This window comes from Mycobacterium sp. DL440 (assembly GCF_011745145.1).
GTDB lineage: Bacteria > Actinomycetota > Actinomycetes > Mycobacteriales > Mycobacteriaceae > Mycobacterium.
In genome coordinates, this window is the sequence record NZ_CP050191.1 from 2481329 (window position 1) to 2494717 (window position 13389).

The following is a 13389-nucleotide window of genomic DNA, read 5'->3' on the forward strand; positions in this document are numbered from 1 at the left end:
CGTGAGCGCACCGACCCGCGCCGGCCGCCAGGCCCGCATCATCTCCCTCCTGTCGGCCAGGCAGGTGAGCAGCCAGACCGAACTGGCCGCCCTGCTGGGCCAGGAAGGCATCGAGGTCACCCAGGCCACGCTGTCGCGGGACCTGGAGGAACTCGGCGCGGTGAAACTGCGTGGCGCCGACGGCGGCGTCGGCGTGTATGTGGTGCCCGAGGACGGCAGCCCGGTGCGGGGTGTGTCCGGCGGCACCGAACGGTTGACCCGGTTGTTGGGGGAGTTGCTGGTATCGACGGACGCCAGCGATAACCTTGCCGTGCTGCGCACCCCGCCCGGGGCGGCGCATTACCTGGCCAGCGCGATCGATCGCGCCGCCCTGCCATATGTGGTCGGCACCATCGCCGGTGACGACACCGTCCTGATGGTGGCGCGCGCACCGATGACCGGGGCCGAACTTGCCAACACCATCGAGAACTTGAAATAAAGCCCAAAACAAGGAGATTGCTCATGTCCGAACGCGTCATCCTGGCGTACTCCGGAGGTCTGGACACCTCGGTCGCGATCAGCTGGATCGGCAAGGAGACCGGCAAAGAGGTCGTCGCCGTCGCCATCGATCTCGGCCAGGGCGGTGAGGACATGGATGTCGTGCGCCAGCGCGCCCTGGACTGCGGTGCGGTCGAGGCGGTCGTGGTCGACGCCCGTGACGAGTTCGCCGATGAATACTGCCTTCCGACCATCAAGGCGAACGCGCTCTACATGGACCGCTACCCGCTGGTGTCGGCCATCAGCCGTCCGCTGATCGTCAAGCATCTGGTGGATGCGGCCCGCAGCCACGGCGGAACCGTCGTCGCGCACGGCTGCACCGGTAAAGGCAACGATCAGGTGCGCTTCGAGGTCGGGTTCGCCTCCCTGGCCCCCGAACTGGACGTCATCGCACCGGTTCGCGACTACGCCTGGACCCGTGAGAAGGCCATCGCGTTCGCCGAGGAGAACGCCATCCCGATCAACGTCACCAAGCGGTCGCCGTTCTCGATCGACCAGAACGTGTGGGGCCGCGCGGTCGAGACCGGGTTCCTCGAGGACCTGTGGAACGCGCCGACCAAGGACGTCTACGACTACACCCAGGACCCGACGGTCAACTTCAACGCCCCCGACGAACTGATCATCAGCTTCGACAAGGGCCGCCCCGTGGCGATCGACGGTCGCCCGCTCAGCGTGCTGGAGATCATCCAGGAGCTCAACACCCGGGCCGGCGCCCAGGGCGTGGGCCGGCTCGATGTGGTCGAGGACCGGCTGGTCGGCATCAAGAGCCGCGAGATCTACGAGGCGCCGGGCGCCATGGTGCTGATCACCGCGCACACCGAGTTGGAGCACGTGACACTGGAGCGTGAGCTGGGCCGGTACAAGCGCGGCGTGGACCAAAAGTGGGGCGAGCTCACCTACGACGGCCTGTGGTTCAGCCCGCTGAAGCGGTCCCTGGAGGCGTTCGTCGAGCACACGCAGGAGCACGTCTCCGGCGACATCCGGCTGGTTCTGCACGCCGGGAGCGTCATCGTCAACGGCCGCCGTTCCGGGGAGTCGCTGTACGACTTCAACCTCGCCACCTACGACGAGGGCGACAGCTTCGACCAGAGCGCGGCCAAGGGCTTCGTGCTGCTGCACGGTTTGTCGTCCAAGATCTCGGCCAAGCGCGACCTGGGCTTGTGATGCCGAGCAGACATAAAACTGCCCTATTTCCAGTGTTTATGGGCGGTTTTGCGTCTGCTCGCGGAAAGAAGTGACATGAGCACCAACGACGGAACCACCAACGAAGGATCGCTGTGGGGCGGCCGGTTCGCTGACGGCCCTTCGGCAGCCCTTGCCGCCCTGAGCAAGTCGACCCACTTCGACTGGGTGCTGGCGCCGTACGACGTCACCGCCTCCAAGGCCCATGCCCGCGTTCTGCACCGGGCCGGGCTGCTCACCGATGAGCAGCGCGACGGGCTGCTCGCCGGCCTGGACAGCCTGGGTTCCGATGTCGCCGACGGCAGTTTCGAGCCGCTGGTCACCGACGAGGATGTGCACGGTGCGCTGGAGCGCGGGCTGATCGACCGGGTCGGGCCGGATCTCGGCGGCCGGCTGCGGGCCGGACGTTCCCGTAACGACCAGGTGGCCACATTGTTCCGGATGTGGCTGCGCGACGCCGTCCGCCGCGTGGCCGATGGCGTGCTCGAGGTCGTCAACGCGCTGGCCACCCAGGCCGCGGCGCACCCGACGGCGATCATGCCCGGCAAGACGCACCTGCAGGCCGCCCAGCCGATTCTGCTCGCGCATCATCTGCTGGCGCACGCCCATCCGCTGCTGCGCAATGTCGACCGGCTCGCCGATTTCGACGACCGCACCGCGGTGTCGCCTTACGGTTCGGGGGCGCTTGCCGGTTCCTCGCTGGGCCTGGATCCCGATGCGATCGCTGAGGATCTCGGATTCGCCTCGGCGGCAGACAATTCCGTCGACGCTACCGCGGCCCGCGACTTCGCTGCCGAGGCGGCGTTCGTCTTCGCCCAGATCGGGGTGGATCTGTCCCGGCTCGCCGAGGACATCATCCTGTGGAGCACCACCGAATTCGGCTATGTCACGTTGCACGACGCCTGGTCGACCGGCAGTTCGATCATGCCGCAGAAGAAGAACCCGGACATCGCCGAGTTGGCCCGCGGCAAGTCGGGGCGGCTGATCGGCAACCTCACCGGCCTGCTGGCCACGCTCAAGGCGCAGCCCCTGGCCTACAACCGGGATCTGCAGGAGGACAAGGAACCGGTCTTCGACTCGGTGGCGCAGCTGGAGCTGCTGCTGCCGGCGATGGCCGGCCTGGTGGGCACGTTGACGTTCGACGAGGCCCGGATGGCCGCGTTGGCTCCGGCGGGTTTCACGCTGGCCACCGATATCGCCGAGTGGCTGGTCCGCCAAGGCGTTCCGTTCCGGGTCGCCCATGAAGCCGCGGGGGAGGCCGTGCGAGTCGCGGAGGGGCGCGACGTCGGTCTCGACGAGCTCACCGACGAGGAGTTCGCGGCGATCAACCCCGCGCTCACCGCGCAGGTGCGTGAGGTGCTGACCGTGGAGGGTTCGGTCAACGCGCGCAGCGCCCGCGGTGGTACCGCGCCGGTGCAGGTCGCGAAACAGCTCGGCGTGGTCCGTGAGACCACAGAGGCGTTACGGATCCGGCTGCGCCGTTAGCCGATCTGCTCGCCGAGTTCGAACCAGCGTTCCTCGACCTCGGTGACTTCGTCCTCCAGCGCGCGGATGGCGGCCACCTTGACCGCGAGTCCCTCGAAATCGGACTGGTCATGGTCTGCCATCGCCGTCCGGGACCGGTTGATCTGTTGCTGCAGTTTCTCCAGGCGGCGTTCCAGTGCGGACACCTCCTTCTGGGCTGTCCGCAACTCGGCGCCGGACAGTCCGTCCGCTGCAGAGCCGGCGGCCGGTGTCTGCGCCGCACCGGTCGCTGACTCGTGCGCGGCCCGCAACCGCAGGTACTCGTCGACCCCGCCCGGCAGATGCCGCAGATGCCCGCCGAGGATCCCGTACTGCTGATCGGTGACCCGCTCCAGAAAATAGCGGTCGTGGCTCACCACGATCAGCGTGCCGGGCCACGAGTCGAGCAGATCCTCCATGGCGGAGAGCATGTCGGTGTCCAGGTCGTTGGTAGGTTCGTCGAGGATCAGCACGTTGGGCTGTGCCAGCAGGATCAACAGCAGTTGCAGGCGACGTTGTTGTCCCCCCGAGAGGTCCTTGACCGGTGTCGACAACTGGGCGCTGGAGAACCCGAGACGCTCGAGCAACTGCCCGGGCGTGAGTTCCTGGGCCTTCGACCCGCTGCCGAACACATACGTCGTGCGCAGGTTGGCCAGGACCGTCCGCACCGGATCCCCGAGGTGGGGCTCAAGCTCGTCCACGGTCTGGGTGAGGGTCGCGACCTGCAGGGTCTTACCGTGTTTGACCCGTCCCGAGGTCGGTTGCACCGAACCGTCGATCAGGCCCAACAGCGTCGATTTTCCGGCGCCGTTGACGCCGAGGATCCCGGTGCGCTCGCCCGGGGCGACTCGCCACTCGACCTGGTGCAGCACCTCACGGTCGCCGTAGCTGACCGACACGTCCAGCAGGTCGACGACCTGCTTCCCGAGCCGCGACACCGCCAGGGACTGCAGTGCGACCTTGTCCCGAATCTCGGGCACGTCGGCGATCAGCGCGTTGGCCGCGTCGATGCGGAACTTCGGCTTCGAGGTGCGGGCCGGAGCGCCGCGGCGCAGCCAGGCCAGTTCCTTGCGGGCCAGGTTCTGCCGGCGCGCTTCGATCGTGGCCGCCTGCCGGTCGCGTTCCACCCGCTGCAGGATGTAGGCGGCGTAGCCGCCGTCGAACGGTTCGACGATGCGGTCGTGCACTTCCCATGTGGCCGTGCAGACCTCGTCGAGAAACCAGCGGTCGTGTGTCACCACCAACAGCCCACCGGACGACGCGGACCAGCGCTTCTTGAGGTGCTCGGCGAGCCAGGTGATCGCCTCCACGTCGAGGTGGTTGGTCGGCTCGTCGAGCGCCAGGACGTCGTGATCGCCGGCGAGCAGCCTGGCCAAAGCGACCCGGCGTCGCTGTCCGCCCGACAGCGTCCTGAGTTCGGCGTCCCAGGGCAGATCAGTCAGCAGGCCCGCGATGACATCGCGGCCGCGGGGGTCGCCGGCCCACTCGTGTTCGGGCACGTCGCCGACCACGGCGTGGCCGACCGTGTCGGCGTCGTCAAGGGTGTCGGCCTGATCGAGTACGCCGATCCGCACCCCACCGCGCACGGTGACCCGTCCGGAATCGGGTTCGAGTCGGCCGGCCAGCATGGCCAGCAGGCTGGATTTGCCGTCACCGTTGCGGCCGACGATGCCGATCCGGTCGCCTTCGCTGACGCCGACGGTGACCGCGTCGAACACCACGCCGGCGGGGTACTCCAGATGCAGGGTTTCGCCCCCGAGCAGGTGTGCCATCGCCGCTGACCCTATCGTCAGGCGCCCGTGAAACCGGCATCGCATGGGGCCGCAGGCGGCGTCGGAGTGATCAAGTCGGGCATCGGTTGCTGTTGTGCCATGATGACGACGTCGATCAGGGGTCGGGGCGAGTCTTGACGTAGGGGAGCAAGCTGGTGGATTTCTCGGCAGTGACCAGACCGGTCGAGCGGTTGCTGGCGACCGCGCAGAACGGCTTGGAGGTGCTGCGCTACGGGGGCCTGGAGACCGGCTCGGTCCCGTCGCCCTTCCAAATCATCCAGAGTGTGCCGATGTACCGGCTGCGGCGGTACTTCCCGCCCGACGCCCGCCCCGATGCCCAGGATCCGCGTCCTCCGGTGCTGATGGTGCACCCGATGATGATGTCCGCCGACATGTGGGATGTGACGCGCGACGACGGTGCGGTCGGCATCCTGCACGCCGCGGGCGTCGACCCCTGGGTCATCGACTTCGGTTCGCCCGACAAGGTCGAGGGCGGTATGCAGCGCAACCTCGCCGACCACGTGGTGGCGCTGTCGGAGGCCATCGACATCGTCAAGGAGGTCACCGGCCGCGACGTGCACCTGGCCGGCTACTCGCAGGGCGGGATGTTCGCCTACCAGGCCGCGGCGTATCGGCGGTCCAAGGACCTGGCCAGCATCATCGCCTTCGGTTCTCCGGTGGACACCCTGGCCGCGTTGCCGATGAACCTTCCGGCCGGAGTCGCCGCGGGTGCGGCGGATTTCATGGCCGATCACGTGTTCAGCCGCATCGACATCCCGGGCTGGTTGGCGCGCACCGGGTTTCAGATGCTCGACCCGATCAAGACCGCGCAGTCGCGTCTGGAGTTCCTGCGTCAGTTGCATGACAGGGAGGCCTTGTTGCCGCGCGAGCAGCAGCGCCGGTTCCTGTCCTCGGAGGGCTGGATCGCGTGGTCCGGGCCGGCGATCGCCGAACTGCTCAAGCAGTTCATCGCACACAACCGGATGATGACGGGAGGCTTTTCCGTCCACGGTGACCTGGTCACGCTGTCCGACATCGATTGCCCGATCCTGGCGGTGGTCGGCGAGGTCGACGACATCGGCCAGCCGGCCGCGGTCCGGGGCATCAAGCGGGCCGCGCCCGATGCGGATGTTTACGAATATCTGATCAGGGCAGGACATTTCGGGTTGGTCGTGGGCTCCAAGGCCTCCACCCAGACCTGGCCGACGGTGGCGCAGTGGGTGAAATGGCTTGGTGGGGAACAGATGCCGGAAGGCGTGGTCCCGATGGGATTGCAGCCGGCCGATCACCCCGAGGGCGGGGTGTCGTTCTCCACCCGCGTCACCCACGGCGCGACTGCGGCCACCGAGATGGCGTTCGGGGTGGCCCGTTCGGCCGCCGACGCGTTGGTGGCGGCGAACAAGAACGCCAGGACCCTGGTCATCGAGACGGCCCGCACGCTCCCGCGCCTAGCCCGGTTGGGTCAGGTCAACGACCACACCCGGATCTCGCTCGGCCGGATCATGAGCGAGCAGGCGCGCAGCGCGCCCAACGGTGAGGCATTGCTGTTCGACGGGCGGGTGCACACCTACGAGGCGGTGGATCGCCGGGTCAACAATGTGGTGCACGGTCTGATCGACGTCGGGGTGCGCCAGGGCGCCCGCGTCGGCGTACTGATGGACACCCGGCCCAGCGCGCTCGTCGCGATTGCGGCGCTGTCCCGGCTGGGGGCGGTGGCGGTGCTGCTGCCGGAGGCGGATCTGGCCGAGGCCGCCCGTCTCGGCGGCGTCACCGAGATCATCGCCGACCCGGGCCACCTCGACATGGCCCGTGCGCTCGGCACACGGGTGCTGGTTCTCGGCGCCGGCGGGCCGGCAAATGTGCACGGCGAGAGCCGCGACCTCGATATCCCCGAGGAATCGGACGACGTCGCCGCGGTCGTCGACATGGAGAAGATCGACCCCGATGTCGTCGAACTCCCCGGCTGGTACCGGCCCAACCCGGGCCTGGCCCGCGACCTGGCCTTCGTCGCCTTCAGCGAGGTCGGCGGTGAGCTCGTGGCCCGTCAGATCACGAACTTCCGGTGGGCGCTGTCGGCGTTCGGCACCGCCTCGGCGGCCAATCTCGGCCGTGGTGACACGGTCTACTGCCTGACCCCGCTGCATCACCAATCGGGTCTGCTGGTCAGCCTGGGCGGTGCGGTGGTCGGTGGGTCACGCATCGCACTGTCCCGCGGACTGCAGCCCGACCGGTTCCTGCAGGAGATCCGGCAGTACGGCGTCACGGTGGTGTCCTACACCTGGGCCATGCTGCGTGAGGTCATCGACGATCCGTCGTTCTCGCTCACCGGAAGCCATTCGGTCCGGTTGTTCATCGGCTCGGGCATGCCTACCGGGCTGTGGAACCGGGTGGTCGACGTGTTCGAGCCGGCCCATGTCGTGGAATTCTTCGCCACCACGGACGGGCAGGCCGTGCTGGCCAACGTCTCCGGCGCCAAGATCGGCAGCAAGGGGCGTCCGCTACCGGGTGGCGGCACCGTCGAACTTGCCGCCTACGACGCCGACGACGACTTGATCCTGGAGGATGAGCAGGGTTTCGTGCGCAAGGCCGAGACCAACGAGGTCGGTGTGCTTCTCGCCCACCCGCGTGGCCCGGTTGATCCGACCGCTGTGGTCAAGCGCGGCGTGTTCGCGCCGGCCGACACGTGGGTGTCCACCGAGTTCCTGTTCCGTCGTGATGAGGATGGTGACTATTGGCTGGTCGACAACCGGGGTGCGGTGATCCGGACCGAACGGGGCCCGGTGTTCGCGACGAGTGTCAACGACGCGGTCGGTCGCCTGGACGCGGTCGACATGTCGGTGACGTACGGCATCGAAGAGGCAGGCCGGCAGTTGGCGGTGACGGCGCTGGCGCTGCGCCCCGGCGGCAGCGTCCCGACAGCCGATCTCTCGCTCGCCCTGGAGGATCTGGCCGCGGGTAACCCGCCCGATGTGGTGCACGTGGTGGCCGATATGGAACTCGGTGCGTCGTACCGTCCGCTCGTCGCGCCGTTGCGGGCCGCGGGCATCCCGAAATCCGGCCGGCGTAACTGCTGGTACCTCGACGCCGATACAGGTACGTACAAGAAATTGACTGCGGCCAGCCGAGCCGAACTCGTCGCGGGAGCCGTCGACGACGAGCCGGGGTAGGAATGCGCTGTTACGCTCCGGCAGACGGCAGAACGACTGGAGGATCGATGACTTTGGGATCGGGTGTGAACAGCTGGCGTCGGGTCGTGACCGGCGGTGCGCTGGTTCTGGGCCTGCTCGTAGGCGCGGGTGTGCCGACGGCCGCCGCCGATCCCGCCCAGCCGACTCCCGCAGCGGATGCACCTGGGTCCGCTGCGCCGGCGGCCCCGCCGATGTCCGCCGACGAAGCGTTGTCCATCATCGCCAAGGATTACGACACCGGCGAGGGCGGTGGCCAGATCTCGACGCTGATCCACGACATCCTGAAGCTGCGTCAGCAGGGGTACAAGCCGTCGAACGCCAACCGTGAAGCCATCACCAAGGCCCTCGACAAGCGCCCCAACCAGGTCCCGCTGATCAACGCGCTCAAGAGCACCTTGTCTTACCAGCGCAAGTTGCAGGCCCAGTCCAACGCTCAGATTCCGCAGCAGAGTGGTTTGAACCCCGGAGTCGGCCAGTTCCCTGGTGGCATCGCTCCGATTCCGGGCGGGGCCGGGGCGCAGCCCGGCCCGAGTGGCGGCATCCAGATCCCGTTGGGCTAGCTTCACGTGGTGGTCGACGACAAGCTTCTGAGCATCCTGGTCTGCCCGCAGGACCGCGGGCCCCTGCTGCTCGCGGGTACGGACTGGCTCTACAACCCCCGGCTGCGGCGGGCCTACCGGATCGAGGACGGCATCCCGGTCCTTCTGGTCGATGAGGCCGTCGCCATCGACGACGATGCCGAGCACCGGCGGCTGCTCGAGTTGGCCGGCTCAGGGGAGTCCGGGTAGCTCACCGGTGAGGTAGCGCTGCAGGGTGGGCGCGATGGTTTCGACGATCTGGTCCACAGGCAGCGTGGCGAAGGGTTCCAGCTCCAGGATGTAGCGCGCCATCGCGACGCCGACCAGTTGCGAGGCAACGAATTGGATGCGCACTCGGGCACTGCCGGGCGGGTTGTCCACCCGCGGTCCGATTTCGCCGACGATGATCTCCTGGAGAAATGACCGGACCAGCGATACGTCGTTGCCGGCCAGAATCGAGCGCAGCGTCGCCACGAAACCCTTGCCGATCTCGGAATCCCACAGCGGCAACAGGATTGACGGCAGCGTGTGTCCGATCTGCTCGACCGGCACCTCTTTGAGCTTTCCGATCACGGTCATCGGATCGATGGGGATGTGGATCGCGGCGGCGAACAGCTGGGTCTTGGTGCCGAAGTAGTGATGTACCAGGGCGGCGTCCACCCCGGCATCGGCCGCGATGGATCGGATCGAAGTATTATCGATTCCGTTGCGGGAGAACAACTCCCGTGCGCTGGTCAAGATGCGCTCACGCTTGTCCGACGGGCCGGCCGGGCGGCCGGGTCGGTTGCGTTCTCGGCTGGAGTCGACGTCGGTGCTCACGGCTTCCTAGGGGGTTCGGCGGCGCAGGGTGGCCGCGGCCAGACACAGTGCCAGCACTGCAAATCCCACCACGACTGCGATGTCGCGGGCAGCGATGGCGGTGAGCTCAGGTTGGGCGCCGACCTGTTGCAGGGCTTCGAGTGCATAGCTGGCAGGCAGTACGTTGCTGATCCACTGCAGCCACTCCGGCAGCGCGGGGCGCGGCACGATGATTCCGCACAACAGCAACTGGGGCGCGATCACCACGGGCATGAACTGGACTGCCTGGAACTCGGTGCGGGCGAATGCGCTGCACAACAGACCCAGCCCGACGCCCAGCACCGCGTTGATGATCGCGATCAGGAACACCAGGACAGGGCTGCCCGCGGTGTCGAGACCGAGAAACCAGAACGAGACGATGCAGGCAAGGGTGGCCTGCGCCGCGGCCGCGATCGAGAACGCGGTGCCGTAGGCGGCCAGCAGGTCGAACCGGCGCAATGGTGTGGTCAGGATCCGCTCGAGGGTTCCCGAGACACGTTCACGCTGCATGGTGATCGAGGTGATCAGAAACATCACGATGAGCGGGAAGACGCCGAGCATGATCAGGCAGGCAGTGTTGAACGGAGATGGGTGTCCCGGCGGGTGCGGCGCGTTCTGGAACATGAAGTACATCAGGGTGATGATCAGGCTGGGTACCACCAGGATCATCGCCACGCTGCGATGGTCGGCGGCCAGTTGCCGCAGGATCCGGCCGGTTGTGGCCAGGTAGGCGGCCGGGCTCAGTCGGCTCGGTTGATCGCGCCCGAGTCGCTGCGCCGGATGACGGTGAGAAACGCTTCCTCCAGGGACGTGCATTCCGTGTCCTTCCGTAGCCGGTCTGGTGTGGTGTGGGCGAGCAGCCGGCCTTCGCGCATGAGCAGCAGGTCACCGCAGTGATCGGCCTCGTCCATGACGTGACTGGAAACCAGCAGCGTCGTTCCGCGCCGTGACAGATCGTTGAACTGTTCCCACAGGTCGACCCGCAGGACCGGATCGAGGCCGACAGTGGGCTCGTCGAGCACCAGCAGCTCGGGTTCGGCCACCAGCGCACAGGCGAGCGAGACCCGGGTCCGTTGGCCCCCGGAGAGGTTGCCGCAGTACGCGGTGCGGTGATCGTCGAGACCGACCGCGCGGATGGCGTCGGCCGCCGAGTCCGCCGACGTGCCGTACAGCGCGGCGAAGTACCGGACGTTGTCGATGACCCGCAGGTCGTTGTAGATCGTCGGATCCTGGGTGACGTAACCGACCCGGTGGCGCAGCGGCGCCGAACCTGCGGGGTGTCCGAGCACCGTGACGGTGCCCGCCTCGACGATCTGGGTACCGACGATGCTGCGGATCAGGGTGGTCTTGCCGCAGCCTGAGGGACCGAGCAGACCCGTGATCGCACCGCGGGCGATCCGCACCGAGAGGTCGCGAATTGCGGGACGGCCACCGCGGCTGACCTGCAGTCCGGTGATGTCGACGGCGGGGGCGGTGGCGCCGGACGGAGATCCGGTCGAGAATTCATCAATCGATGAAGTCATCATGTGATGAATAGTGCGCGCAAGTCCGGCCGGTGTCAACGCTCGATGTTGCGACGTGCAAAATCGCTCGGGTGGGCGCTGAGCTGCTGACCGGAGATCCGCTGCTTGCGGCCCGTCGACTGTTGGGGGCCGAGCTGGCCGGCCGCGGTGTCAGTGCCGTCGTCGTCGAGGTCGAGGCCTACGGCGGCCCGCCCGACGGGCCGTGGCCGGATGCCGCATCGCATTCGTTTCGTGGTGCCGGTGGACGCAATCTCGTGATGTTCGGCCCGCCCGGACACCTCTACACGTACCGCAGCCACGGCATCCACGTCTGCGCCAACGTGGTCTGCGGATTCGACGGTGTGGCGGGTGCGGTACTGCTGCGAGCGGCCTCGGTGAGTGCCGGCGCCGACATCGCCGGGCAGCGCCGTGGACCCGTGATACTGCCGGCCGCGCTGGCGCGGGGACCGGGCAACCTTTGTTCCGCGCTGGGAATCACCATGGAAGACAACGGGATTGACCTCTTTGCCGCCGACAGCCCGGTTCGGTTGTCGTTCGGCGAAGTGGTTCCGGCCGTCGACGGGCCACGAGTCGGCGTGAGTAAGGCCGCTGACCGGCGGTGGCGGTTCTGGATTGCCGACCGGGGGGAGGTTTCGGCCTATCGGCGTAGCCCGCGCGCGCCTGCGCCCGGGGCCGGTGATTGACCTCCGCGATGCGGCATGATCGACGTCATGAGCATGGGAATCCTGGATGAGCTGGACTGGCGTGGGCTGATCGCCCAGTCGACCGACCGCGATGCGCTGGCCAATGACCTGGCCAAGGGCCCCATGACGGTCTATTCCGGCTTCGATCCCACCGCGCCCAGCCTGCATGCGGGGCACCTGGTCCCATTGCTTACGCTGCGCCGGTTCCAACGCGCCGGGCACCGTCCGATCGTGCTCGCCGGCGGGGCCACCGGGATGATCGGTGACCCCCGCGACACGGGGGAGCGCACGCTGAACACCGCCGACACGGTCTCGGACTGGGCCGGCCGCATTCGTGGCCAGCTGGAGCGGTTCGTCGAATTCGACGACACCCCGACCGGTGCCATCGTCGAGAACAACCTGAATTGGACGGGCCAGCTCTCAGCCATCGAATTCCTGCGTGACCTGGGTAAATACTTCTCGGTCAACGTGATGCTGGACCGGGAGACGGTCCGGCGCCGGTTGGAGGGCGACGGCATGTCCTACACCGAGTTCAGCTACATGCTGCTGCAGGCCAATGACTTCGTCGAGCTGCATCAGCGCCACGGCTGCGCGTTGCAGATCGGTGGCTCCGACCAGTGGGGCAACATCGTGGCCGGCGCCCGCTTGGTGCGTCAGAAGTTGGGCGCCACGGTGCACGCGATGACGACTCCGCTGGTCACCGACTCAGAGGGCAAGAAGTTCGGCAAGTCGACCGGCGGCGGCAATGTGTGGCTGGACCCCGAGATGACGAGCCCATATGCCTGGTACCAGTACTTCGTGAACGCCGCCGATGCCGACGTCGTCGGTTACCTGCGTTGGTTCACTTTTCTGACACCGGACGAGATCTCCGATCTCGAGGACGCCACGAAGAATCGTGCCCACGAACGCGCCGCACAGAAACGACTGGCGCGGGAGCTCACCACCTTGGTGCACGGGGAAGGCGCGACGAAGGCGGTCGAGTTGGCCAGCCAGGCGCTGTTCGGTCGGGGGGAGTTGACCGACCTCGACGATTCCACCTTGCGTGCTGCTCTTCGCGAGGCCAGTAACGGTCAGGTGGCCGAGTTGAAGCCGGGCGGTCCGGACTCGATCACCGATTTGTTGGTCGCGACGGGGTTGGCGGCAAGTAAGGGCGCCGCGCGCCGCAACGTCGCCGAGGGCGGCGTGTACGTGAACAACATTCGTATTGAAAGCGACGAGTGGATACCACAGCACTCAGATTTTCTGTATGAGCGTTGGCTCGTGTTGCGACGTGGCAAGCGGCACATTGCCGGCGTCGAGCGCGTGGGCGCTTAGGCCAACCGGCGACCGGGCTCTGAACTGGGAAAACGTCGCAGTGACCAGGCGATTTGACTCGCTGTTAGCGCTCACGTAACTTATTCCAAGTCAGAGCGACACGGACAAGCGCCGGAGAGCGAAGACAAAATCCGAGAGAGAAAGCCATTACGGTGGTTATTCTCACTGCCCGCAGAAAGTTCAGCGGCTTTTAGCCGCGGGATTTCTGCGCGACAAACTCGGGCGTGTTGTTTGAGAACTCAATAGTGTGTTTGGTGGTTTTTGTTTGTTGT

Annotated in this window: 12 protein-coding genes; 8 read left to right on the forward strand and 4 right to left on the reverse strand. The window is 67.1% G+C overall.

Translation table 11 applies throughout. The features are described 5' to 3' along the window. Window position 1: 1 nt before the first annotated feature. The 3 genes from HBE63_RS12025 to argH all read left to right on the forward strand — a co-directional run bounded on the left by HBE63_RS12025 (window position 2) and on the right by argH (window position 3204). Complete coding sequence (locus HBE63_RS12025; protein WP_166904946.1) at window positions 2–478, forward strand: arginine repressor; 477 nt, start codon at window positions 2–4, stop codon at window positions 476–478. A gap of 23 nt (window positions 479–501) precedes the next feature. After that, complete coding sequence (locus HBE63_RS12030; RefSeq protein WP_166904947.1) at window positions 502–1701, forward strand: argininosuccinate synthase; 1200 nt, start codon at window positions 502–504, stop codon at window positions 1699–1701. A 75-nt stretch (window positions 1702–1776) separates the two neighbouring features. Further along, window positions 1777–3204 carry an argininosuccinate lyase gene (argH, locus tag HBE63_RS12035; RefSeq protein WP_166904948.1) on the forward strand — a complete coding sequence of 476 codons (1428 nt, stop codon included), beginning with the start codon at window positions 1777–1779 and terminating at the stop codon, window positions 3202–3204. Here the strand turns inward: argH and HBE63_RS12040 are convergent. Next, on the reverse strand, window positions 3201–4994 hold the full coding sequence (locus tag HBE63_RS12040) for an ABC-F family ATP-binding cassette domain-containing protein (protein ID WP_166904949.1): 1794 nt from the start codon (window positions 4992–4994) through the stop codon (window positions 3201–3203). The genes argH and HBE63_RS12040 overlap by 4 nt on opposite strands. Window positions 4995–5149: 155 nt before the next feature. Here HBE63_RS12040 and HBE63_RS12045 point away from each other — a divergent pair, with 155 nt between their 5' ends. Genes HBE63_RS12045 through HBE63_RS12055 form a run of 3 tightly spaced genes read left to right on the forward strand, consistent with a single transcriptional unit; the run spans window position 5150 to window position 8970 of the window. Beyond that, window positions 5150–8161, forward strand: coding sequence for an acyl-CoA synthetase (locus HBE63_RS12045; RefSeq protein ID WP_166904950.1), 3012 nt, complete (start codon window positions 5150–5152; stop codon window positions 8159–8161). 47 nt (window positions 8162–8208) lie between these two features. Further along, window positions 8209–8742, forward strand: coding sequence for a hypothetical protein (locus HBE63_RS12050; protein ID WP_166904951.1), 534 nt, complete (start codon window positions 8209–8211; stop codon window positions 8740–8742). 9 nt (window positions 8743–8751) lie between these two features. Beyond that, complete coding sequence (locus HBE63_RS12055; protein WP_166904952.1) at window positions 8752–8970, forward strand: Trm112 family protein; 219 nt, start codon at window positions 8752–8754, stop codon at window positions 8968–8970. On the opposite strand, the gene HBE63_RS12060 is transcribed toward HBE63_RS12055, so the two are convergent. From HBE63_RS12060 to HBE63_RS12070, 3 genes are read right to left on the reverse strand one after another with little or no spacing between them, the layout of a single operon-like run. After that, window positions 8953–9579 carry a TetR/AcrR family transcriptional regulator gene (locus HBE63_RS12060; protein ID WP_166904953.1) on the reverse strand — a complete coding sequence of 209 codons (627 nt, stop codon included), beginning with the start codon at window positions 9577–9579 and terminating at the stop codon, window positions 8953–8955. The genes HBE63_RS12055 and HBE63_RS12060 overlap by 18 nt on opposite strands. A gap of 6 nt (window positions 9580–9585) precedes the next feature. After that, window positions 9586–10413 carry an ABC transporter permease gene (locus tag HBE63_RS12065; protein ID WP_166904954.1) on the reverse strand — a complete coding sequence of 276 codons (828 nt, stop codon included), beginning with the start codon at window positions 10411–10413 and terminating at the stop codon, window positions 9586–9588. Continuing rightward, on the reverse strand, window positions 10338–11123 hold the full coding sequence (locus tag HBE63_RS12070) for an ABC transporter ATP-binding protein (RefSeq protein ID WP_166904955.1): 786 nt from the start codon (window positions 11121–11123) through the stop codon (window positions 10338–10340). The genes HBE63_RS12065 and HBE63_RS12070 overlap by 76 nt, the downstream gene beginning before the upstream one ends. Window positions 11124–11191: 68 nt before the next feature. On the opposite strand from HBE63_RS12070, the gene HBE63_RS12075 reads away from it, so the two are divergent. Further along, window positions 11192–11803, forward strand: coding sequence for a DNA-3-methyladenine glycosylase (locus HBE63_RS12075; protein ID WP_166904956.1), 612 nt, complete (start codon window positions 11192–11194; stop codon window positions 11801–11803). 27 nt (window positions 11804–11830) lie between these two features. Beyond that, window positions 11831–13117, forward strand: coding sequence for a tyrosine--tRNA ligase (tyrS, locus tag HBE63_RS12080; RefSeq protein WP_166904957.1), 1287 nt, complete (start codon window positions 11831–11833; stop codon window positions 13115–13117). Window positions 13118–13389: the final 272 nt, after the last annotated feature.

Bases quoted from the DNA above. Each gene is read 5' to 3' on its own strand.
- HBE63_RS12030 (WP_166904947.1), top strand. From the start codon at position 502: ATGTCCGAACGCGTCATCCTGGCGTACTCCGGAGGTCTGGACACCTCG.
- argH (WP_166904948.1), top strand. From the start codon at position 1,777: ATGAGCACCAACGACGGAACCACCAACGAAGGATCGCTGTGGGGCGGC.
- HBE63_RS12040 (WP_166904949.1), bottom strand. From the start codon at position 4,994: ATGGCACACCTGCTCGGGGGCGAAACCCTGCATCTGGAGTACCCCGCC.
- HBE63_RS12050 (WP_166904951.1), top strand. From the start codon at position 8,209: ATGACTTTGGGATCGGGTGTGAACAGCTGGCGTCGGGTCGTGACCGGC.
- HBE63_RS12065 (WP_166904954.1), bottom strand. From the start codon at position 10,413: ATGCACGTCCCTGGAGGAAGCGTTTCTCACCGTCATCCGGCGCAGCGA.
- HBE63_RS12070 (WP_166904955.1), bottom strand. From the start codon at position 11,123: ATGATGACTTCATCGATTGATGAATTCTCGACCGGATCTCCGTCCGGC.
- tyrS (WP_166904957.1), top strand. From the start codon at position 11,831: ATGAGCATGGGAATCCTGGATGAGCTGGACTGGCGTGGGCTGATCGCC.